The sequence below is a fragment of the Halorussus salilacus genome (assembly GCF_024138125.1).
Lineage (GTDB): Archaea > Halobacteriota > Halobacteria > Halobacteriales > Haladaptataceae > Halorussus > Halorussus salilacus.
In genome coordinates this window covers 1110771-1131875 of record NZ_CP099993.1, presented here as the reverse complement: position 1 = coordinate 1131875, position 21105 = coordinate 1110771, and the positions used below count along the sequence as shown (strand labels likewise).

Below are 21105 nucleotides of genomic sequence, written 5' to 3'. Positions count from 1 at the left end.
TTCTCTGAGCTAATGGTTTGAAAACAAACTCACACCTTATTATGCCTATTCAGATAGTAGACTCTGAACATCTTCTCGGACATCACACACCCCCGAGAAACAGCGTTTACGCCCCGTCAACCGACTCGTGAACCGCCCGATACCCCTCCTCCGTCGCCTCGACATTCTCCACCTCGTAGAATCGAATCGGCTTCTCCTGCTTCGTCGTGACCGGGAAGTCGTAGTTCTCGGCATCGTACTTGAAGCTCTCGCCGTCCTCGCGGCGCTCGGCGACGAACTCGCGGTGATTGTCCAGCCGTTTCCCAATGACCTCCCGGGAAACGCGGGGAACGTCGGCGACCCGGTCGTCGAACACCTCGACGAACTCCTCGTCCATCTCGTAGCCCACGGAGTTGCGCCCCGCGGTCATCGCGGCGAGGCTGGTGGTGCCGGTGCCCCAGAAGGGGTCGAGGACGGTGTCGCCGTAGACGCTGTACATGTTGACGAGTCGGTAGGGGACCTCGAAGGGGTAGGCCGCCGAGCGCTCGCGCAGGTCGCCGTGGTCGAGCGACTGGAACTCGCCGGTCACGTCGGTCCAGAGGTCCGAGAACCACCGGTTTCGCTCCTCCCAGAAGTACGCGGCGTTGTACCGCCGTTCGGCCTCGGGTTCGAACGCCCGGGAGTCGCGGCCGTTGCGGAACACGAGGACGTACTCGTGTTCGAGCGTGACGTAGGCGTTGGGCGGAATCATTCCCGAGCCCATGAACTTCGTCGCGGAGTTGACGGGCTTGCGCCAGAGGAGTTCGGGCAGGGGCTCGAACCCCCGGTCCTCGAACGCGTCGACGATTCGGGAGTGGTTCTGGTAGACTCGAAAGCTGTCGTCGACCTTGCGGGTGGCGTCGCCGACGTTGACGGCCGCGATGCCGCCCTCGACGAGGACGCGTTCGACCTCGTCCCAGACCTCCCCGAGCGCCTCGTGCATCAGCTCGAACGCCGCCCGGCCGTCGCCGTCGTCGAGGCGGTCGCCGACCGCGGGGTCGAGTTCGGCGAAGAGGTCGTCCCACATCTCGATCATCGGATACGGGGGCGACGTGACCACGAGTTCGACCGAGTCGTCCTCGACCCGTTCGAGCCGCCGCGAGTCGCCCGCGACGACGCGGTGCTCGGTTTCCATCACGTCCATCTCCTGCTTCTAGTTTAATGATACTTTGGATGGCCGGTCGCCTCGGCGGCGGTTCCGTGATGCTGGCTGGTTCGGATAACTGCCACTACTCGCGTCGCTCCGCGCTCGCGTCACCGTTGGCGTCCTCGCGAGCGTTCAGGCCATCCCGAACGTCTCGGGTTCGGGGCGGCCCAGCGCGTCGACGACCGCCTCGTAGAGGTCCCGGGCCTGCGGTCGCGCGCGGCCGCAGGTCGTCCGGTCGCCGACCCACTGGTATCGGACGACCCGGTCGCGGTCGACGAAGAAGCAGGCCCGGCGCGCTCGCGGCGCGACTCCGAGCGCGCGGTAGGTCACGCCGTAGGCCTTCGCTATCGAGAGGTCGCGGTCAGAGCAGAACGGGTAGGTCACGTCGAGGTAGTCGGCGAACTCCCGGTTGGTGACCGGCCGCGCCCGGTTGACGCCGACCACCCGAAGTCGGTCGTCGGCCGTGAACCAGTCGTACTCGCCCAGCGCCGCGCGCTCGGCGAAGGTGTCGAGGTCGAAGTCGGTCGGCTGGAACACCAGCAGTACCGCGGTCTCCTCGCACAGCGACGACAGCGACACCTCCGAAACCTCGCCGTCGGGCGTCACCAGCGGCGCGGTGAACGCCGGGGCCGTCGAACCGACCTCCACATCGCGGACAGCACCCATCGTTCCGGATATCTCCCGGCGTCGGTTTAAAGGTTCGTCAGACGTTCTTCCGACCGTTTTTTACCGACCCGACATGTAGGTCGCGCCCATGGTTTCGGGACTCCTCGCCGACGCGCTGGTCGTCGTCGCGCTGGTCGGGTTCTACGGCGGCCTCTCGCGGGACCTCGGCCCGACCGCGGAGTTCCTCGATCCGCGACTCGGAATCGGGTTCTCGCTCGGCCCGTACGTCGCGGGCGGCGTCGCCGCGTTGCTGGCGCTGGCGGTGGTCGCGGTCGAGGCCTCGCGGGCCGGACCCGAACTCCTCGCGGTCGCGGCGACCGCGGTCGGCCTGAGTGCAGTGTTCGCGGTCGCGTTCGGCCTGTTCTTCCGGGTCGGTATCGCGGTGTACGCGCTCGCGCTCCGGGTCGGGCTGAGCCTCCCCTGACGCTCCGCCGGGCCTGTCCTCGTTTTCGCCTGTGCCTCCGCCGGGCCTGTCCTCGTTTTCGCCTGTGCCTCCGCCGGGCCTCGCTCGCCCGACCGGCTTGCCCGCAGGTCAACGTTTAACTGTCGGGATTCCATCCGTATCCGCAATGACAACGCGCGTTCCCGACTCGGAGTTCGCCGACCGGCTCGCGGCGGTCCGCGAGCGCATCGAAGACGCCCGCGTCGACGCGGGCGTCTGGTTCGGCGCGACCAGCATCGAGTACCTCACCGGCTTCGACCACATCCAGACCGAGCGGCCGGTCGTCCTCGCGGTGACCGACGACCGCGTCGAGGTCACGGTCCCCCGGCTCGAAGTCGAGCGCGTCGAGGCCAATCCCCGCATCGACGCGGTCCACCACTACTTCGACTACCCCGGCGGCAAGCCGGTCGAGACCGCCGCGGGGATGCTGTCCGGACTCGGCGCGGAGTCGGTCGCGGCCGACGCCGACGGCGCGCCCGGCGTGATGGGCTACGAGGGGCCGACGCTCTCGGAGTTCGTCGACGTTGAGTCCCAGGACTGGGTGAGTCGGATGCGGTGGGCGAAGTCCGACGCCGAGGTCGAACTGGTCCGCGAATCCGCGCGGTGGGGCAACCTCGCCCACCGCTACCTCTACGACCACACCGAGGTCGGGGCCCACCCCGCGACCGTGAGCCAGCGCGCGTCGATAGAGGCCTCCCGCGCGATGCTCGACGCGCTGGGCGAGGAGTACGTCCCGCGCACGCGCGGCGACGGCCCCGCGATGGCGGGGTTCATCACGGGCGAGCAGACCGCCCTGCCCCACGGCCACACCGCCAACCGCCGCCTGCGGGAGGGCGACGTGGTGGTCACGGGCGCGAGCGCGAACGTCGACGGCTATCGCTCGGAACTGGAGCGGACCGCGTTCCTCGGCGACCCCGACGACGAGCAGGCCCACTACTTCGAACTCATGCTGGAGGCCCAGACCATCGCCATCGACGCGCTCGGGCCGGGGGTCCCGCTCGCGCGCGTGGACGAGAAGGTGTGGAACTACTTCGAGGAGCAGGGCGTGACCGACCTCGCGCGCCACCACGTCGGCCACAACATCGGGCTGGGTGCCCACGAACCGCCGTACATCGACCGCGGGTGGACCGACCACTGCGAGGCCCGGGAGGGACGGGACCCCGGCGACGCCGAGATGGAACCCGGCCACATCTACACCATCGAACCCGGCATCTACACCGACGAGTACGGCTACCGCCACTCCGACACCGTGGCGATTACCGACGAGGGGACCGAGATGCTGACTCACTTCCCGCGGGACCTCGACTCGAATACAATCGAGGTCGAGTGAGAACGAAAGAACGATACTCGCGTCGTGACGACCGGGAACCATGTCTCGTCGAACGCGACGGCGGTTCCTCGGGGTGGCGAGCGCCGCGAGCGTCGCGGCGCTCGCAGGCTGTGGCGGAGTGCTGTCCGAGAACGACGACCCGGACGCCGAGGCCGACTTCTCGCTTCCGTCCGCCGAACCCGAGGTCGAGGTCGGGATGGGCGGCCGAAACGTCTTCGACCCGAAGATCGTCCGCGTCGAGGTCGGCGGCACGGTGACGTGGGTCAACGAGTCGGGCAACCACTCCGCGACCGCCTACCACCCCGACAACGACCGCACGCTCCGCATCCCCGAGGACGCCGAGCCGTGGGACAGCAGTGTCCTCGTGGACCGGGACGCCACCTTCGAGCACACCTTCGAGGAGCCGGGGGTCTACGACTACTACTGCACGCCCCACGAGACGCTGGCGATGGTCGGCACCGTGGTGGTCGGCGACCCCGACCCAGACCCCGACGACCAGCCCGGTCTCCGGCCGCCGGGCGAGGACTTCTCGGGCGGGACCGCCGACGAACTCGAATCGCTCAACGAGAAGGTCGAGTCCGGGCTGGCGTAGTCCGACTGATTCAAGTCCGATTGCACTAATCACGACGTAGTGGCAGTATCGTTCGACCTCTTCGGGACCCTCGTGGACGCCGACCGGCCTGCCGACCCCGCGAGCGCCGTCGCCGCCGAACTCGACGCCCGGAGCGTGCCGGTCCCCGACGACTGGGACCGGGCCTACCGCGAGCGGCACATCGACGCGCCCGACGGTGCGGAGGTCCCGCTCCCGGCCCACGTCAGCGCCGCCCTCGCGAGCAGGGGCGTCGACGCGCCCGGAAACGCCGCGCGCCGGGCGGTCGTCGCGGCGTTCGACCCCGAGGTCCGGACCCGAGACGGCGCGGTCGAGGCGGTCGCGGCCGCCAGCGAGCGCGAGCCCGTCGCGGTCCTCTCGAACTGCGCGGTGCCCCAGCTCGCCCGCAAGGCGCTGATTCGCTCGGACCTCGACCGCGAGACCTTCGACGCGATAGTGACGAGCGTCGCCTCCGGGTGGCGAAAGCCCGACTCGCGGGCGTTCGAGACCTGCGCCGACCGGCTCGGCGTCCCGGTCTCCGAACTGGTCCACGTCGGCGACGACTCCCTGACCGACGCCGGAATCGAGGACGCCGGAGGGACGGCGGTCCTCGTCTCGGAGACGCCCCTCGGTGCGTTCCCCGACTGGCTGGAGGGTCGGCGGTGAGTCCCGACGGGGCGGCCATCGGGGCGGGGGCGACCCCGGCCGTCGCGGTCGCAGTCGCGCTCGTCCTCGACGCCGCTCTCGCGGAACCCCCTACCCGACTTCACCCGGTCGCGTGGTTCGGCTCGCTGGTCGGCCGCTTCGACCGCGAGTGGTCCCGGCCCCGATTCGTCGGTTGGGGGGTCGCGCTCGCGCTCCCCCTCCTCGCGGCCGCGGCGGTCGCGCTCCTCGTCGCGGGCGCGAATCGGCTCTCGCCGTGGGCGGGGGTCGCCCTCGCCGGACTCGCGCTGTTCGTCACCACCAGCCTCCGGCGACTCGTCGGGGCGGCCGCCGAGGTGGTCGGGCTGACCGCGAGCGACCTCCCGGCCGCCCGCGAGCGACTGCGGTGGCTGGCGGGCCGGGACGCCGCCGACCTCTCGGCTGGCGAGGTCCGGAGCGCCGCGGTCGAGAGCGCCGCCGAGAACCTCGCCGACGGACTGGTCGCGCCCCTGCTGGCGTTCGCCGCGCTCGCGCCCGCCTCGCTCCCGCTCGCGGCGGGGGCGGCCGCGTGGGTGAAGGCGGTCAACACCCTCGACTCGATGCTGGGCTACCCCACAAGCCCCACGGCGGGGCCAGCGCGCGACTCGACGACGTAGTTATGTGGATTCCCGCGCGTGCGAGCGCGGGACTCGTGGCCGTGGCCGCACCGGCGGCCGCGCTCGCGTCGCGCGACGCGAGCGCGGCCCCTCGCGACTTGACGACCCGATTTCGTGGCCCGCTGGCGGCGCTCCGGGCCGCCAGCGAGTGGGCCGCCGAGCCGCCCTCGCCCAACTCCGGGTGGCCGATGGCGACCCTCGCGGCGGTTCTGGACGCCCGCCTCGAAAAGCCGGGCGTCTACGTCCTCAACCCCGACGCCGCGCTCCCCTCGGTCGCGACCTCGCGCGAGGGGGTCCGAATCGTCGGCCTCGCGGGCGCGCTCGCGTACCTCCTCGCGGGCGTCGGCGCGGGGGTCGCGGCGTGGGCGGGTCCGGGGGTGGTCGCGTGGTCCTGACCGCCGTGCGGGGCGCGCTCGGCTTCCTCACCCGCCTGCCGACCGGTCACGACGAGCGGGCGTGGGACGCCTTCCGCGCGACCCCCGCGGCCTTTCCCGCGGTCGGGTGGGTCGTCGGCGCGGTCGCCGCCCTCCCCCTGCTCGCGCCGGTGCCCGCGCCGACCGCGGCGTTCGGCTACCTGCTCGCCGTCTACGCGCTCACCGGCGTCAACCACGCCGACGGCGTCGCCGACCTCGGCGACGCCGCGGTCGTCCACGGCGACGCCGACGACCGCCGGGCGGTGCTCAAGGACACCGAGGTCGGCGTCGGCGCGGTGCTCGCGCTCGGCCTCGTCCTCGTCGGTCTCGCGCTCGCCGCGCTGGCGCTCGCGCGCCTCCCCCGATTCGGGCGGTCGCCGTGGTCGTCGCCGCCGAGGTCGGCGCGAAGTTCGGGATGGCCGCGCTGGCCTGCCTCGGGACGCCCGCCCACGAGGGGCTGGGGTCGGCGTTCACCGACAACGACCCGGCCGCGCTGGCCGCGCCCGCCGGGGTCGCCGCGCCCGCGCTCGGTCTGGGAGTGCCCGCGGGGGCCGCCCTGCTCGCCGGACCCGCGGTCGCGCTCGCGGTCCTGCGGTGGTTCGACGCCGAACTCGGCGGGGTCAGCGGCGACGCCTTCGGCGCGACGAACGAACTCGCCCGCCTCGCGGGCCTCCACGCGGGGGTGGTCGCGTGGACGCTCTCCTGATGTGCGGCGGCCGCGGGACCCGCCTCGACGCCGAGACCGAGAAACCCCTGTTCGAGGTCGGGGGGACGCCGATGGTCGAGCGCGTGGCCGACGCGCTCGCGGGGAGTCGGGTCGAGACGACCTACGCCGCGGTCTCGCCCCGCGCGCCCGAGACCCGCGGGCGCGTCTCGCCCGAGACGCGCCCGCGGGTCGGAGACGCCGCCGGTGGCGGCGTCTCGCTTCCCACCGTCGAGACCCCCGGCGAGGGCTACGTCGCCGACCTGCAGACCGCGCTCGAAACCGTCGACCCGCCGGTCCTCACGGTCGCGGCCGACCTGCCTCTGCTGGAGGCCGACGCCGTGAACGCGGTGCTGGACGCCTTCGACGGTCGCTCGCTGACCGTCTGCGTGCCCGCCGACCTCAAGCGCGCGCTGGGCGCGAGCACTGACACCACCTTCGAACGCGACGACGGCCGCGAGCTCGCGCCCGCCGGAATCAACGTCGTCGCCGAGACCGAGGAAGACACCATGCACACGACCTACGACGCACGATTCGCAGTCAACGTGAACCGCCAGTCGGACGCCGACCTCGCGGAGGCCCTGCTGTGAGGCTCGTGGTGTTCGCCGGGACGACCCGGACCGCCGAGATTCCGGGCCTGAGCGCGGCGGGGGCCGACCCCGACGTCATGGCCCACACGCCGAGCGCCGACGCCGAGATACTCGAATACGGCCGCCCGGTCCGCGCCCCCGTGGTGCCGGTCAGCCCATCGGGGTGTCCGACCCCCGCGGTCGTCACCCGGGCGGTCCGGGAGCGCGCGGGCTTCGAGACCACTGTCGTGGACGCCGGACTCGCCGAACCGACCGCCGCGCCCACCGTCACCGTGGGCGCGCGACCCGGCGGGGACGTGCGGCGCGCCGACCCCGTGCCGACCGCGCCGGGCGCGTTCGCGGCCGCCCGCGAGTTCGGACGCGACCTCCCCGACGACGAGGTCTTCGTGGCCGAGACGATTCCCGGCGGGACGACCACCGCGCTCGGCGTCCTGACCGCGCTCGGCGAGGAACGGGGCGTCTCGTCGTCGCTCCCGGACAACCCCGTCGAGCGCAAGCGCGAGGTGGTCGCCGACGCGCTCGCGGCCAGCGGCCTCGACCCCGGCGACGCGGCGGGCGACCCCCGGCGCGCGGTCCGGCGGGCGGGCGACCCCGTGCTGGCGAGCGCCGCGGGGTTCGTCGTCGGGGCGCTCGAATCCGACACCGCGGTCACGCTCGCGGGCGGCACCCAGCTGGTCGCGGTGGCCGCGCTCGCCCGCCACGCCGACCGGGACGAACCCCTCTCGCTCGCCACGACCTCCTTCGTCGCAGAGGACCCTGCCGTGGACCTGCGCGGAGCGGCCGCCGACTTCGACCTCGACCTCACGGTCACCGACCCCGGGTTCGGGGAGTCCGACCACGTCGCCATGCGCCGGTACGCCGAGGGCGAGGCCAAGGAGGGCGTCGGGATGGGCGGGGCGTTAGCGCTCGCCGAGCGCGAGGAAATCGGGATGGCCCGCGTCCGCGAGGAGATTCGGGAGACGTACGACGACCTGCTCGACGCCCGGGAGGTGGCGGATGGACCCCGGTAGCGTCCGGGCCGAGGGCCGGGTCCCCCACGGCGGGAGCGACGACCCCGACCTGCTCGACTTCAGCGCGAACACCAACCCCCGGACGCCCGAGGGCGTCGAGAACGTGTACGCCGACGCGCTCGAATCCGCGCGGTCGTACCCGGACGACCGCTACCCCGACTTCCGGAATGCGGCGGCCGCCTTCGTCGACTGCGACCCCGATTCGGTCGTCCCGACCCCCGGCGGCCTCGCGGCGCTCCGACTCGCGTTCGCCGCGACCCTCGAACCGGGCGACTCCGTCCTCGTCCCCTACCCGAGCTTCGGCGAGTACGCCCGCGAAATCCGCCTGCAGGGCGGGACCCCGGAGTTCGTCCCCCACGACGAACTGCTGGACGCCGACCCCGCGGACCACGCGGCCGCGGTCGTCTGCAACCCCAACAATCCGACCGGCGACGCATACGACCCCGACGCGCTCCGGGAGTTCGCAACGCGATGCCGGGACGCCGACTGCCTGCTGGTCGCCGACGAGGCGTTCCTCGGGTTCACCGACTACCCCTCGCTCGCGGGCGAGGCAGGCGTCGTCGTCGCGCGCTCGCTCACCAAACTGTTTGGCCTGCCGGGACTGCGCGCCGGGTTCGCGGTCGCGACCGGCGAGGTCGGCGACGACCTCGCCACCGCCCGCCGGACGTGGAACCTCGGAACCCCGGCGGCGCGGGTCGGGGCGCACTGTCTCGGGGACCGGGAGTTCGTCGCCGAGACCCGCGAACGCGTCGCCCGCGAGCGCGCCCGGATGGCCGAGCGACTCGCCGAGCGCTTCGGCGTCCACCCCTCGGAGGCCCCGTTCCTCCTGCTCGACACCGGCGAGCGCGACCCCCGATTCCTCGTGGCGGCCGCCCGCGAGCGCGGCGTCGCGATTCGGGACGCGACCACCTTCCGGGGGCTGGACTCGCACGTCCGGGTCGCGGTCCGCGACCCGGACGACAACGACCGACTGCTGGCGGCGCTGGAGGCGGTGGCCGATGTTTGATATCGAGGTCCGGGAGGGCGTTCTCCGACTGCGCCGGGCGGGCGCGCGGTGGCTCTCCTCGGGGTGGCGTGGCGGCCCGTCCCGCGGAGACGCGGCGTACAACGTCTCGGTGCCGACGGGGTTCGACCGGACCGACCTCGACGCCTACCTCGCCGAGCGCCGCGAGCGGGCCGGATTCTCCGAATCCGGCCCGACGCTCCTGACGGGGGTCGACCTCCGCCACGCCCGCGGGGCGCGCTCGGGGTCGGTCGAGGCGGTGGCGACCGCGGGCGTCTCGAACCCGGCCGCGCTCCCGATGGACCCCGAGGGGGAGGGGTCAGGTCTCGACGGCGAGCGCGGCGATTCGTCCGAATCGCCGCGCTCGCCCGGTCCGGTCGATTCGAGCGATTCGCCCGACTCGCCGGTCGGGACGGTCAACGTCCTCGTCGGGACCGACCGCGACCTCGCGGACGGCGCGCTGGCGAACCTGCTCGCGGTCGCGGTCGAGGCCAAGACCGCGACCCTGCTCGCAGAGACCGGCTTTCCCGGCACCACCACCGACGCGGTGGTCGCGGCCTGCGACCCGGCGGGCGAGCGGGCGGCGTTCACCGGGAGCGCGACAGCGGTCGGGGCGGCCGCGCGGGCCTGCGTCCGCGAGGCGGTTTCGGCCAGCCTCGAATCGCGGTACGAGACGACCGACACGGAGATTCCGGCGTCGGTCGCCGACGCGGAACACGGCGTCGTCACGGCGCGGCGCGCAGAGGTGTTTAAACCATGACTCACGATACGAAATCGGACGACAGCGGCACCGACATCCGACCCGCGACCCCCGAGGAGTTCGGCCTCGTGCAGGTCTGGTGGGGCGACGGCAAGGGCAAGACCACCGCGGCGCTCGGGATGGGCTTCCGGGCGGCGGGCCACGGCTACCGGGTCCACCTCCTCCAGTTCATGAAGGGCGGCGCGGGCACCGTCGAGGATGCCCGGGGCGAGTACGCCGCAATCGAGGCGCTCCCGACGTTCACCTACGAGCGGACCGGCGAGTACGGCTGGCACGGTTTCTCGGACGGGAGCGACGACGACGACCACGCCGCGAAGGCGCGGGCGGCGCTGGCCCGCGCCCGCGAGGCGTTCGACGAGGGGTACGACATGCTCGTCCTCGACGAGGTGCTGTACGCCGCGAACCGCGGCCTCGTCGACCCCGAGGACGTGGTCGACCTCGTCGAGTCGAAGCCCGACGACCTCGAACTCGTGTTGACCGGGGGCCACGACCGACCCGAGTACGTCACCGACCGCGCCGACCTCGTGACCAACGTTCGCAAGGAGGTCCACCCCATCGAGGCCGGGCAGGGCGCGCGGAAGGGCACCGAGTACTGAGACGATTCGAACACCATGACCCGCACGATTCTGGTCGCCGGGACCGCGAGCCACGTCGGCAAGAGCACGGTGGTCGCGGGCCTGTGTCGCCTGCTCGCCCGCCGAGGGGTGTCGGTCGCGCCCTTCAAGGCCCAGAACATGAGCAACAACGCCCGGGCGGTCGTGGACCCCGGGGGCGACTGGGGCGAGATCGGCGTCTCGCAGTACGTTCAGGCGCGGGCCGCCCGAGTCCCCGCGACGACCGACCACAACCCGGTCCTCCTCAAGCCCCGCGGCGACGGCGAGAGCCAGCTGGTCGTGGGCGGCGAGGCGGTCGGTCACTTCTCGGCGGGAAGCTACTACGACGACCACTGGGAGACCGCCCGCGAGGCCGCGGTCGAGTCGTTCGAACGGCTCGCGGCCGACCACGAGGTCGTGGTCGCCGAGGGCGCGGGGTCGGTCGCGGAGCTCAATCTGCTCGACCGCGACCTCGCCAACGTCGAGACCGCCCGGTTTTCGGACGCCGAAATTGTGCTGGTCGCCGACATCGAGCGCGGCGGCGTCTTCGCCAGCGTCTACGGCACGCTCGAACTCATGCCCGAGGACCTCCGCGAGAAGGTCGCTGGCGTCGTCATAAACAAGTTCCGGGGCGACCGTGACGTGCTCGCGCCGGGCCTCGACGAACTCGAAGCCCGCACGGGGGTCCCGGTCCTCGGCGTCCTCCCCCACGACGACCCCGGACTCCCCGCGGAGGACAGCGTCTCGCTCCCGACCGAGGGCGAATCGGCGGTCCGCGGCGGGGAGGACGGCGTCCCCGACTCGGAGGCCGTCACCGTCGCGGTCCCGCGTCTGCCCCGCATCTCGAACTTCACCGACCTCGAACCGCTGGCGCGCGAACCCGGCGTCCGGGTGTCCTACAGGCCCCTCGACGCCGACTACGCCGACGCCGACGCGCTCGTCCTCCCGGGGACCAAGAACACGGTGGACGACCTGCTCGCGCTTCGCGAGGCGGGGTTCGGCGACGAACTCGCGGGCTTCGACGGTCCAGTGGTCGGCCTCTGCGGGGGCTACCAGATGCTCGGCGAGCGAATCACGAACGCCGGAGTCGAGGGGACCGGCGACCGCGAAACGGTCGCGGGGTTCGGCCTGCTCCCGGTCGAGACCCGCTTCTCGCCCGACAAGCGCGTCGAGCGCGTCGAGCGCCGCCTGACCGGGACCGGGCCGCTCGCGGGCGCGAGCGGCCCGGTCTCGGGCTACGAGATCCACATGGGCGAGACGACCCCGACCGCGCCGGTCGCCCGGCCGTTCGACGGCTCGGGGCCGCGACCGACCGCGCCCTCGGGACCTACCTCCACGGCCTCTTCGAGAACGAGGTCGCCCGCGAGGCGTTCGTCGAGCGCGCCTTCGCGGCCGCCGGGCGCGAGCGCCCGGCGGCCGCCTCGGACGCCCGGGACCCCTACGACGCCGCGGCCGACCTGCTCGACGAGCACATCGATTTCGGGCCGCTCGGCGTCGGACTCCCCTCCCGAGCGGATTAATTTCGGAAGCGTGGGTTTTTAACACATCGCGCCCAACTCCGACCCAATGGTCGAGGCGTTCGCGGTGGCGAGCGGGAAGGGCGGGACCGGAAAGACCACGACCACGGTCGCGCTCGGGATGGCGCTGGCCGACGAGTACGACGTGACCATCGTGGACGCCGACACGGGGATGGCGAACCTCCTCTTTCACACCGGACTGACCGACGCCGACGCGACCCTCCACGACCTGCTGGTCGCCAGCGGCGGGGACGACCCCGCGAGCGACGTGGCAGTCGAGGACGCCGTCTACGAGCGGTTCGGCATGCGGATCGTGCCCTGCGGCACCAGCCTCGACGCCTTCGAGGCGGCCGACCCCGACCGCCTGCGCGAGGTGGTCGCCGAACTCGCGGCCGACGCCGACGTCCTCCTGCTCGACTCGCCCGCCGCGCTCGGGTCCAAGAGCGCGGTCCTGCCCGTCGTGCTGGCCGACCGCGTGGTGGTCGTGGTCCAGCCGACGATTCCCGCGCTCAGCGACGGCCTGAAGGTCCAGGAGTACGCCCACTCGTACGCCACCGACACCGCGGGCGTCGTGTTCAACAAGGTCCACGACCCCGACGCCGCGGAGGGGGTCACCGAGCGGGCCGAGCGCTACTTCGACGGGCCGACGCTGACGACGGTCCCCGACAGCGACACCGCCCGGGAGGCCCGCCGGGCGGGCGTTCCCCTGCTCGCGCACGCCCCCGACAGCGACGCCGCCCGCGCCTACCGCGAAGCGGCCGCGACCCTCGACGTGCGGGCGGGCGAATCGGACGACGTGGCCGAGCGCTTCCGCAGCGCGGTCCTCCCCGACTCGCCATGAACCTGCCGCCGGGGACCCTCGTCCGCTCGCGGGTCGATAGCAATCCCAGCGTCGCGCTCGCCGACGCGCTCGACCGCGAACTCACGGGCTACGCCGTCCTCGAACCTCGGGACGCCCTCCTGCTCGACGCCGACGGCGCGGGCGTGATCGGGTTCGCCGAGGGCGTGCCGACGTGGGTCCACCACACCGGCACGGGACGGGGCGGGACCGACGCGCTCGCCGATCTCGCGGTCCCCGGACCGTACAGCGTCGAACTCCGCGCAATTCCCGAGGAGGCGCTCGCGACGTACGAGGCCCCCGCGTTCGAGGTGTCGCCGGGACTGCCCGCCGACCGCCTCGCTGGCGACCCGGAACTGGCCGACCGGACGCGCGAAGCCGCCCCGGCCGAGCGCCGCGAGGCCGGGGCGGGCGGCGACTCCTCGCTCGACGCGGTCGAGGCGTTCCTCGACGACGAGGCGAAGATCGAAGCCATCCGGGACCGCGCCCGCGAGGAGGCCAGAGACCGGGCCGAGCAGTGGGGACTGGGCGACGAACTGGAGTGACGAACACGTCGGACCGGCGAGTGGGTCCGACCCGATTCGACTCACGTCGCCCCGATCCGACTCACATCGTCCCACTCGGGGCCGTTTACGCCGTCTCGACGTGTAGCGCCCGGGGGTCGTCCTCGACCTCGACGACGGCCACGCCCGGCGCGCCCGCGTTGAACGCGTAGCGGTCGCCCCGTTCGGTCGCCACCGTGTCGATGCCGTACTCGTGGGTGTGGCCGCTGAACACCGCGTGGGGGCCGTTCCGGCGGATCGCGACCTTCAGCGCGACCGAGCCGCGGTGGACGCGCCCCTCGGGACCGCGCTCGGAGTGGTGGTGGTCGAACGAGACCTTGAACGGCGAGACGTGGCTGAAAAGGAGGGTCCGCCGGTCCGTCTCGGTCAACAGCGAGCACAGCGACCGATAGGTCGCTTCGAGTTCGTCCAGCTGGTCGAACAGCTCGCGGCGTCGGTTCGCCGAGACGCCGAGTTCGTCGGCGACCCCGCCAGCGTCGAGGTCGCCGGTCAGGAACCGCTCGGCGGCCGACTCGACGGCGTCTGCGCGCTCGGCCGCGACGTGGTCGATGGTGTCGCTGGTCGCGTCCGCGAGCGGGTCGGTCGCCGGGAACTCGGTGTACCGGACCTCGGGCCCCTGGTCGAACCCCTCACAGCCCCAGGCGGCGAAGGCGAAGCCGTCGAAGTCGGCGTCGACGCCCGGGAACGCCCGCTCGTCGACGACCCGGTCGTGGGCGACGACCGCGCGGTCGAGCCCCTCGGTCAGGCGCTCGGCGCACCCGAGCGGGTCGTGGTTGCCGGGCACCGCGAGTATCGGGAGGTCGTACTCCTCGTGGAGGAACTCGTAGAACGCCCGGCCGAGTCCCTCGTAGCGCTCGCCAGCCGCGGCCGACTTGGCGTGGTCGCGGTTCTCGTCGATGACGTCACCCGCGGTGACGATGGCGTCGAACTTGGCCTCGTTGATGGCGGGCCGGGCGTACGACGGCGGGTCCCCGCTCGGACCCAAGTGGAGGTCGTGGAGCAACAGGAGTCGCATGGCGGTCCCGTCGTGGTGCTCGCGCGAGCGATTTAAACGTATCGGGGTTTCGGTAGGTCTCGGCGTCGCCGAGGGGCCGAGCGACGGTCACCGAACGGCCGCCATCCGGTCACGGAGGGCGGTCACGCGCGCTCGGAGCTCCTCGGGTTGCTCGCGCAGTCCGGCGTCGGGTTCGACCACGACGTCTGCACCCCGGTCGGCGAGCGCCGCCAGCGCCCGGTCGAGCGCCGGGTCGTCGGCGTGGGGGTCGAGCCGGGGCACGCCGTCGTCCCGAGGGTCGTTCAGGTGGACCGACCGGACGGCCTGCCCGGCTAGGTGGACGCTCGCGAGCAGGGGGAAGTACGGGCTCTCGACCACGCTCGGGTCCCACTCGTCCGGCAGGCGGTCGCGGAGTTCCCGCTCGAAGTCGAGCGCGACCGCGGGCACGTCCGGACCGAGTCGCTCACGAATCGCGTCGACGCGCTCGGGGGTCACCCCGGGTCGGCCGTCGCGCGGGAGATGGGCGCTGTCGACCGTGAGCCGGAGGTCCGAGAGCGGCTCGTACCGCTCGGCGAGGACCGCGACGAACCCGAGGTCCTCGGGCGCGTACCACGCCGACTCGGCCGAGGTGTTCTCGACCGCGATGGTCCTGTCGGTGATATCGAGCAGGCTCGCGAGGACGGGTATCGACTCGCCGTAGCCCGCCCGCTTGGGCGGGTGGGCGACCAGGTCGGCCGCCGGGAGACACGATAACTGCGAGTGGACGAACGTTGCGATTGCTCCGCGGTTGGCGCGTGTGAGCGCCATCCCGACGTTCCCGCCGCGGGTCTCGGTCCCGGGCGGGAGGTGGACGGTCGCGATCCGCTCGGCGTCCACGCCCGCGTCGTCGAGGAGGGCGTCGAGGTCGCGCTCGCCGACGAGGAGGTCGCGGTGTCGCCAACTGAACTTGAGTTCGACGCCCCCGGGGACTCGTCGGGCGACCGAGAGTTCCTCGGGCGGGAGCGAGACCGATAGCGGTGAATCGAGCATCTCAGCGCCGCCTTCTTCCGATCCAGACCGCGAGGATCACCCCGGCGGCGGTGACGATGGGACCGAACCCTGGCACGTCGTCGGTGGTCACGTCGTCGGTCCGGGTCTCGGAGGAATCCCTGTCTCCCTCGTCTTCGTCCTCGTTTTCGTCCTCGTCCTGCGCTTCGGCGTCCGCCCCATCGGCCTCCGTACCGACGGTGATGGGGCCGACGTCGCGGTCCCGGCGGTCCTCCTGGTCGCCGTAGTAGTAGACCGCCCTGCCGCCGACGTCGTACGTGCCGGGTTCGTTGACCTGCAGGCGGACGCGAAAGCTCTTGTCCTCGCCGGGACCGACATCGAAGAAGCCGGTGGATTTCCTGCTCGCGGGCGACTCGCCCGCCACGCTCTCTATCGAGACGCTCTCGTCTGGCAGGTCGAGTTCGAGTTTGACTTGGAGGCGCTCGTCGTTGACGTGGTTCGACGCGCTGAACTGCACCACGGTCGTCCCCGAGTCCCCCTCGACCGTCGCGCGGTCGGCGGTCAACTGGAAGTAGGCGTTCTGCTGGACGGTGACGATCTCGGTCGCGGTGTTCTCGATGCCGTCCTTGCCGACGACGTGGAGCTCCACCGGGGACTTCCCGGACGAGTCGAACCGGTGGGTCGCCTTCCGGCCGGTGGCCTCGTACTCGCCGTCGCCGTCGAAGTCCCACTCGTAGCGCTCGATCCGCGAGTCCTGCTCGGCCTCGAACGAGACGCCGTGTCCGGAGTTGGGTTGCTCGGGCGAGACGTCGAAGGCGGCCGTCGGCCGACGCTGGACCGACAGCGACTGGGTCGCGGTGTCGGTCGCGCCGTCGTCGTCGGTCACGACGAGTTCGACGGTGTGGCTGCCGGTGTCGTCGAGGGCGTACTCGACGGTCTCGCCGTACTTCACGTCGTCGCCGAGCCGCCACTCGTACCCGTCGACCTCGCCGTCGGGGTCGGTGGAATCGCTCGCGTCGAGTCGGACCGTGTCGCCGCGTTCGAGGTCCGACGGGGAGTAGGAGATGTCGGCCGTCGGCCCCTCGTTGTCCTCGATCACCGTGACCTCCTCGGTCGCGCTGGCGCTCAGCCCGTCGTCGTCGATGACGGCGAGTTCGACGGTGTAGGTCCCCGGCTCGTCGAACGTGTGGTCGACCCGCTCGCCGTACCCCGAGGAGCCGTCCTCGAAGGCCCAGTCGAACGTCTCGATGCGACCGTCCGGGTCGGTCGCGTCCGCGGCCGAGCACTCGACTGACTCGCCGACCGTCACCTCCGAGGGGGTGCAACTGACGGCGGCGGTCGGCGGCTCCTCGACCTCCTCGACGTCGACCGTCTCGGTGACGGTGTCGGTCATGCCGTCGTCGTCGGTGACGGCGAGTTCGACGGTGTACGTTCCGGACTCCTCGAACGTGTGGGTCACGTACTCGCCGTCGTCGGTGGTCCCGTCGCCCAGTTGCCAGTCGAACGCTGAGAGGGTGCCGTCCTCGTCGATGGACCCGGCAGCCGAACACTCGACGGTGTCGTCGGTGGTCGCCTCGGTGGGCGTACAGCTGATGTCGGCCGACGGCGGTTCGTTGACTTCCTCGACGTCGACCGTCTCGGTGACGGTGTCGGTCAGGCCGTCGTCGTCGGTGACCTCGAGTTCGACGGTGTACGAACCGGGGTCGTCGAACCGGTGGGTGGTCCACTCGCCGTCGCCGGAGTGGCCGTCGCCGAAGTCCCACTCGAACGAGTCGAGCGTGCCGTCGGGGTCGGTGGAATCGGCGGCCGAACACTCGACGGTGTCGTCGGTGGTCGCCTCGGTGGGCGTACAGCTGATGTCGGCCGACGGCGGTTCGTTGACTTCCTCGATGTCGACCGTCTCGGTGGCGGTGTCGCTCAGGCCGTCGTCGTCGGTGACCTCGAGTTCGACGGTGTACGAACCGGGGTCGTCGAACCGGTGGGCGGTCCACTCGCCGTCGTCGGAGTGGCCGTCGCCGAAGTCCCACTCGAACGAGTCGAGCGTGCCGTCGGGGTCGGTGGAATCGGCGGCCGAACACTCGACGGTGTCGTCGGTCGTCGCCTCGGTGGGCGTACAGCTGATATCGGCCGACGGCGGTTCCTCGACGTCTTCGACGTGAATCGTCATCCACGCGGTGTCGGTCGCGCCCTCGTCGTCGGTCACCGTCACTTCGACCGTGTAGTCCCCGCTCTCGCTGAAGCTGTGGGACGCGACCTCCCCGCTTTCGGACGCGCGACCGCCGAAGTCCCACTCGTAGGACGTGATGGTCCCGTCGTCGTCGGTCGAGCGGTCGGCCGCGCAGGTGATGTCCTCCCCGACCTCGACCTCGGAGTCGGTGCACTGGATGTCGGCCGACGGCGGCTGGTTCGGCGGCTCGACCACCTCGAAGGCGTCCGACAGGAGGCTACCGGCGAGTCGCGTGTTGAGGTCGTCCCGGTCGCTCTCCTTCCAGACCGCCACCTCCGAGTCGTAGGTCCCGGTCGGTGCGTCGTCCTCGACGCGCCAGCTGACCGTGACCCACTCGCGCTCGTCCGGTTCGAGAGTCACCGTCTTGCCGGTCTCCTCGTCGTTGTTGTACCGCTCGCCGTCGGGCCCCTTGACGCCGTACCCGACGAAGAACGTGTGCGTGCTGTAGCCGGTGTTCTCGACCTCCACCTCCGTCGTGACCTCCTCTCCCTCCTCGAACGACCCCGTGGCGTGCTGAGTGTTCAGGATGCGAGCGCCCGTTTCCTGCTGAGTGTTCAGGATGCGAGCGCCCGTCTCCGGTCGCGACGCGGCGTCCCCGTCGGTCGCGGCGGGGGTTCGGTCGAGGGACTGTCGAGCCTCGGACATCCCTCCCGCATCGCTGACCGACGCCACACCCGCGACGGGCGTCGTCACGAGCAGGAGCGCGATCATCGCGGTGAAGCCCGTTCGAAGACTACGTCCGGTCATCGTCGTGTTTCCTCATGCGTGATTCGGATGTGCGGTTCGCGTGGCGTTCGAGGTCGAGCGGCCGGAGTTCCGCGACCGACGCCGGACGGCGTCGGTCGCGGAACTCCGGCCGCTAGGCGTCTGACTCCCGGACGGGGAGACCGACCGTCCGTGACCCAGACCCCCGACTGTCATATTCCTACGGACATATCAGATACTGATAAACCCGTTGATTGCCGAGCGACGGGTTCTCTGTCGGATGAAGCCCGATTCCGGATAGGACAGGAATACTATATTTTTGGAGGTTCGGGACGGGATGGCTGGCTCTCGGCGGTCAGTCCTCGGACAACCGGGCGATGGCGCGCTGGACGACCCACCGGGGCATCCCGGTGTCGGAGGCGATCCGACCGACGTGTCTCGTCGTCAGGTCCTCGACGAAGTAGTCGTTCTTGAGTCCCCAGTACCGGACCGCGCCGGTGATATCGGGGGTGTACAACACGCTCCGGCCGTCCCGGTACCGACCGAGTTCCCCGGCGTTGACCAGCGCGTTCAGCTGGTTCGACATCCACGACCGGTGTCGCGCCGACTTGTACGTGTCGAAGAACTCGGCGTGTTGCTCGCCGAGCAGGTCGATGATGTCGGTGGTGCTCCGGGGGTTGCCCATCGACGAGAGGAGCTCCGAAAGCCGGGACTGGGCGGGTGTGAGCTCGACGGCCTCGCGGTTCTCGACGATCTCTTGGCCGTCGTCGGCGTCGAGGTACCCGAGGTCGACCAGCGTCTCGCGCAACAGCGCCGGGTCGTTCTCGGCGAGCGACGCGAGCGCCTCCCGGAGGTCGTCGTCGAGTTCCGCCAGCACGGCCGACGGGTCACGACCCATCGGCGATCACCACGCTCCGCGAGTTCCTGAACCGCGGCCCGAACAGCGCGAGTTCGTGGCGGTACTGCTCGCCCCGCCACGACACCCCGCCGTTCAGCGCGGTCGGGTCGTGGCGGTCCTCGACCGACGGCGTCCCCGACTGGTCGACGTAGGCGTGTATCCCGTGGAAGAACTCGAAGTCGTCCGTCCCGAACGCCTGCTCGTAGCACCGCTCTATCTTCTCGGCGCTCTGAACGTCGGTGTCGCTCGGCACCGTCGACCCGCCGGGATGGGTGTGGAACCGCGCGACCACGTTCGGGGTCTCCCCGGCGGGATACGAGGCGGCGACGCGTCGGGCGATCTTCCCCTCTTTGGTCGTCACGCTACGTCTGGTCGCCGACGCGTAGTACTCGGGGTCGTCGAGTCCGAACAGTTCGGTCGGGGTCGTGTACGACTGGCCGGTCAGCACGTAGACAGTCTCGACCCGCTCGTGAGCCCCGTTCTTCCCGCGGGTCTCCAGCGCCTGCATGAACGGCTTCGAGGCCGGGAACGAGAACGTCCCGCGCGGGGCCGAGGGGTCGAGCGGCGAGTCCTCCGGCGGGGTCTCGGGCCGGACCGTCCTGCCGGTTCCGGTCGGCGGGGTGGCGGTCGAACGCGACGGTCCCGCGCTCGTGCTCGATTCGTCGTCGAAATCCACCTCGAAGGTGTGGGTCTCGAACCACGAGTCGTCGTCGAGTATCCCCGACGGGTCGCCGGTCGTGACGTTCACGTCGGTTCCCCACGCGCCCGCGTTCGTGTGAACCTCGATGCCCTGCTGTTCGTTCTGCGCACTATCTGACTCCTCGGAGTCGTCGCTTCCGCCGAAAAATCGGTCGAACATAGCTTTGAGTTCACCTCGTTGCCCGGCGGCGCGCGAGCGCCGCGGGTGGTTACTTCTTGACCCCGATATTGATGTCCCGCGGGCTCATCCGCGTCATCGCCAGCACCGCGAGCGCGAGGACGCTCATCAGTCCGAGGATGACCATCACGTTGGTCGAGACGGGGAGGCCGTTGTCTTCCGTGTCGCCGCCGTCGCCGCCAGCCTCGTCGGTCGTCTGGTTCGACCCGTTGGTCTCTTCGACGTCCCCGGCTTCGACCGGCTCGACCACGTCGAACGTGAACGACATGCCGTCGATCTCCTTGCTCATGTCCTCGTGGCCCTTGGGCCAGTAGGTGATGTCGGCGGTCACCGTGCGGTCGCCGGTGTTCGTGCTGAACACCGACGCGGCGATGTCCTTGACGCCGCCCTGCGGCGGGACCTCGAACGTCGCGGTGACCATTCCCGCGCCGCTGGAGAAGATGTCGGACGCACCCTCGATGGTCATCCCGCTCGGGACGCTCATCGTGATGTGGACCACGGCGGGACACTCGGCGGTCGGGTCGACCTGGAAGCCGCCCGCGACCTCACCGGGCGACCCCTCGTCGATGGTCTTCTCGGGCGCGTACAGCCGCGCCTGCTCCATGTTCGGTTCGTCAGAGCCGGGATCGCACGTCGCCTCGTCGCTCGACTCGTCGCCCGTGTCGGTGGTGGTCTGCGTCGAGTTCGCGGAGTCCTGGGAGTACGGTCCGTCCAACTGCGCCGACGCGGGCGCAGCGATTCCCGTTCCCAACGCGAGCAGAAACACCATGCCGACGACGAGCGCCGAGCGGAAGTTCGTGTCAGTCATCTTTTCTCCACATTCGGTAATTATACGCTACCCATATATATTTTACGAGTAAAGTTATTCGTATAGTGTTACGAGAAAACGACCGGGATTCGACCTCGGATCGAAACGAACGAAACGGTCGTAGCGGCC

Annotated in this window: 19 protein-coding genes and 3 pseudogenes; 14 read left to right on the top strand and 8 right to left on the bottom strand. The window is 71.2% G+C overall.

Annotated elements, in window-relative coordinates:
* Window positions 1-106: 106 nt before the first annotated feature.
* Both NGM10_RS05780 and NGM10_RS05775 read right to left on the bottom strand, forming a co-directional pair.
* Complete coding sequence (locus NGM10_RS05780; protein WP_253482831.1) at window positions 107-1153, bottom strand: DNA-methyltransferase; 1047 nt, start codon at window positions 1151-1153, stop codon at window positions 107-109.
* 144 nt (window positions 1154-1297) lie between these two features.
* Entirely contained in the window at window positions 1298-1831 is a 534-nt protein-coding gene (locus NGM10_RS05775) for a redoxin domain-containing protein (protein WP_253482828.1), read from the bottom strand.
* 88 nt (window positions 1832-1919) lie between these two features.
* Here NGM10_RS05775 and NGM10_RS05770 point away from each other — a divergent pair, with 88 nt between their 5' ends.
* From NGM10_RS05770 to NGM10_RS05705, 14 genes and pseudogenes are all read left to right on the top strand, one after another.
* Window positions 1920-2255 carry a hypothetical protein gene (locus NGM10_RS05770; RefSeq protein ID WP_253482826.1) on the top strand — a complete coding sequence of 112 codons (336 nt, stop codon included), beginning with the start codon at window positions 1920-1922 and terminating at the stop codon, window positions 2253-2255.
* 145 nt (window positions 2256-2400) lie between these two features.
* Complete coding sequence (locus NGM10_RS05765; protein ID WP_253482824.1) at window positions 2401-3603, top strand: M24 family metallopeptidase; 1203 nt, start codon at window positions 2401-2403, stop codon at window positions 3601-3603.
* 40 nt (window positions 3604-3643) lie between these two features.
* The gene (locus tag NGM10_RS05760) at window positions 3644-4195 is read left to right on the top strand and encodes a plastocyanin/azurin family copper-binding protein (RefSeq protein WP_253482822.1); all 552 of its coding nucleotides are present in this window, start codon (window positions 3644-3646) and stop codon (window positions 4193-4195) included.
* A gap of 39 nt (window positions 4196-4234) precedes the next feature.
* Entirely contained in the window at window positions 4235-4858 is a 624-nt protein-coding gene (locus NGM10_RS05755) for an HAD family hydrolase (RefSeq protein WP_253482820.1), read from the top strand.
* Window positions 4859-4875: 17 nt separating this feature from the next.
* A pseudogene (gene cbiB / locus NGM10_RS05750) lies at window positions 4876-5885 on the top strand (adenosylcobinamide-phosphate synthase CbiB).
* Window positions 5876-6609 (top strand): annotated as a pseudogene (gene cobS, locus NGM10_RS05745) (adenosylcobinamide-GDP ribazoletransferase). Before cbiB ends, cobS begins: the two co-directional pseudogenes overlap by 10 nt.
* Window positions 6594-7196 carry an NTP transferase domain-containing protein gene (locus NGM10_RS05740; protein WP_368408648.1) on the top strand — a complete coding sequence of 201 codons (603 nt, stop codon included), beginning with the start codon at window positions 6594-6596 and terminating at the stop codon, window positions 7194-7196. The pseudogene cobS and the gene NGM10_RS05740 overlap by 16 nt, the downstream one beginning before the upstream one ends.
* The gene (locus NGM10_RS05735) at window positions 7193-8206 is read left to right on the top strand and encodes a nicotinate-nucleotide--dimethylbenzimidazole phosphoribosyltransferase (protein WP_253482818.1); all 1014 of its coding nucleotides are present in this window, start codon (window positions 7193-7195) and stop codon (window positions 8204-8206) included. The genes NGM10_RS05740 and NGM10_RS05735 overlap by 4 nt, the downstream gene beginning before the upstream one ends.
* The gene (cobD, locus tag NGM10_RS05730) at window positions 8193-9212 is read left to right on the top strand and encodes a threonine-phosphate decarboxylase CobD (RefSeq protein WP_253482816.1); all 1020 of its coding nucleotides are present in this window, start codon (window positions 8193-8195) and stop codon (window positions 9210-9212) included. Before NGM10_RS05735 ends, cobD begins: the two co-directional genes overlap by 14 nt.
* Window positions 9205-9969: an adenosylcobinamide amidohydrolase gene (locus tag NGM10_RS05725; RefSeq protein WP_253482813.1), complete on the top strand. Its 765-nt coding sequence runs from the start codon at window positions 9205-9207 to the stop codon at window positions 9967-9969. Before cobD ends, NGM10_RS05725 begins: the two co-directional genes overlap by 8 nt.
* Window positions 9966-10565: a cob(I)yrinic acid a,c-diamide adenosyltransferase gene (locus NGM10_RS05720; RefSeq protein ID WP_253482812.1), complete on the top strand. Its 600-nt coding sequence runs from the start codon at window positions 9966-9968 to the stop codon at window positions 10563-10565. The genes NGM10_RS05725 and NGM10_RS05720 overlap by 4 nt, the downstream gene beginning before the upstream one ends.
* Before the next feature lie 15 nt (window positions 10566-10580).
* Window positions 10581-12082: pseudogene (locus tag NGM10_RS05715) on the top strand (cobyric acid synthase).
* 46 nt (window positions 12083-12128) lie between these two features.
* Window positions 12129-12920: a nucleotide-binding protein gene (locus NGM10_RS05710; protein WP_253482810.1), complete on the top strand. Its 792-nt coding sequence runs from the start codon at window positions 12129-12131 to the stop codon at window positions 12918-12920.
* Window positions 12917-13462 carry a DUF8054 family protein gene (locus tag NGM10_RS05705; RefSeq protein WP_253482808.1) on the top strand — a complete coding sequence of 182 codons (546 nt, stop codon included), beginning with the start codon at window positions 12917-12919 and terminating at the stop codon, window positions 13460-13462. The genes NGM10_RS05710 and NGM10_RS05705 overlap by 4 nt, the downstream gene beginning before the upstream one ends.
* Window positions 13463-13547: 85 nt before the next feature.
* On the opposite strand, the gene NGM10_RS05700 is transcribed toward NGM10_RS05705, so the two are convergent.
* From NGM10_RS05700 to NGM10_RS05675, 6 genes are all read right to left on the bottom strand, one after another.
* Window positions 13548-14495, bottom strand: coding sequence for a metallophosphoesterase family protein (locus NGM10_RS05700; RefSeq protein ID WP_253482806.1), 948 nt, complete (start codon window positions 14493-14495; stop codon window positions 13548-13550).
* 87 nt (window positions 14496-14582) lie between these two features.
* Entirely contained in the window at window positions 14583-15503 is a 921-nt protein-coding gene (locus tag NGM10_RS05695; protein WP_253482804.1) for a hypothetical protein, read from the bottom strand.
* Between the two features lies 1 nt (window position 15504).
* Window positions 15505-18435, bottom strand: coding sequence for a PKD domain-containing protein (locus tag NGM10_RS05690; protein WP_253482803.1), 2931 nt, complete (start codon window positions 18433-18435; stop codon window positions 15505-15507).
* Between the two features lie 313 nt (window positions 18436-18748).
* Entirely contained in the window at window positions 18749-19291 is a 543-nt protein-coding gene (locus NGM10_RS05685) for a hypothetical protein (RefSeq protein ID WP_253482801.1), read from the bottom strand.
* Window positions 19281-20150, bottom strand: coding sequence for a Mov34/MPN/PAD-1 family protein (locus tag NGM10_RS05680; protein WP_253482798.1), 870 nt, complete (start codon window positions 20148-20150; stop codon window positions 19281-19283). Before NGM10_RS05680 ends, NGM10_RS05685 begins: the two co-directional genes overlap by 11 nt.
* Window positions 20151-20199: 49 nt before the next feature.
* Window positions 20200-20976, bottom strand: a complete 777-nt coding sequence (locus NGM10_RS05675; RefSeq protein WP_253482795.1) for a hypothetical protein — start codon at window positions 20974-20976, stop codon at window positions 20200-20202.
* Window positions 20977-21105: the final 129 nt, after the last annotated feature.

Excerpts from the sequence above, each read along its gene's own strand:
- NGM10_RS05780 (WP_253482831.1), bottom strand. The coding sequence starts at position 1,153 with ATGGAAACCGAGCACCGCGTCGTCGCGGGCGACTCGCGGCGGCTCGAA.
- NGM10_RS05775 (WP_253482828.1), bottom strand. The coding sequence starts at position 1,831 with ATGGGTGCTGTCCGCGATGTGGAGGTCGGTTCGACGGCCCCGGCGTTC.
- NGM10_RS05770 (WP_253482826.1), top strand. The coding sequence starts at position 1,920 with ATGGTTTCGGGACTCCTCGCCGACGCGCTGGTCGTCGTCGCGCTGGTC.
- NGM10_RS05765 (WP_253482824.1), top strand. The coding sequence starts at position 2,401 with ATGACAACGCGCGTTCCCGACTCGGAGTTCGCCGACCGGCTCGCGGCG.
- NGM10_RS05760 (WP_253482822.1), top strand. The coding sequence starts at position 3,644 with ATGTCTCGTCGAACGCGACGGCGGTTCCTCGGGGTGGCGAGCGCCGCG.
- cobD (WP_253482816.1), top strand. The coding sequence starts at position 8,193 with ATGGACCCCGGTAGCGTCCGGGCCGAGGGCCGGGTCCCCCACGGCGGG.
- NGM10_RS05725 (WP_253482813.1), top strand. The coding sequence starts at position 9,205 with ATGTTTGATATCGAGGTCCGGGAGGGCGTTCTCCGACTGCGCCGGGCG.
- NGM10_RS05720 (WP_253482812.1), top strand. The coding sequence starts at position 9,966 with ATGACTCACGATACGAAATCGGACGACAGCGGCACCGACATCCGACCC.
- NGM10_RS05710 (WP_253482810.1), top strand. The coding sequence starts at position 12,129 with ATGGTCGAGGCGTTCGCGGTGGCGAGCGGGAAGGGCGGGACCGGAAAG.
- NGM10_RS05705 (WP_253482808.1), top strand. The coding sequence starts at position 12,917 with ATGAACCTGCCGCCGGGGACCCTCGTCCGCTCGCGGGTCGATAGCAAT.
- NGM10_RS05700 (WP_253482806.1), bottom strand. The coding sequence starts at position 14,495 with ATGCGACTCCTGTTGCTCCACGACCTCCACTTGGGTCCGAGCGGGGAC.
- NGM10_RS05695 (WP_253482804.1), bottom strand. The coding sequence starts at position 15,503 with ATGCTCGATTCACCGCTATCGGTCTCGCTCCCGCCCGAGGAACTCTCG.
- NGM10_RS05690 (WP_253482803.1), bottom strand. The coding sequence starts at position 18,435 with ATGACCGGACGTAGTCTTCGAACGGGCTTCACCGCGATGATCGCGCTC.
- NGM10_RS05685 (WP_253482801.1), bottom strand. The coding sequence starts at position 19,291 with ATGGGTCGTGACCCGTCGGCCGTGCTGGCGGAACTCGACGACGACCTC.
- NGM10_RS05680 (WP_253482798.1), bottom strand. The coding sequence starts at position 20,150 with ATGTTCGACCGATTTTTCGGCGGAAGCGACGACTCCGAGGAGTCAGAT.
- NGM10_RS05675 (WP_253482795.1), bottom strand. The coding sequence starts at position 20,976 with ATGACTGACACGAACTTCCGCTCGGCGCTCGTCGTCGGCATGGTGTTT.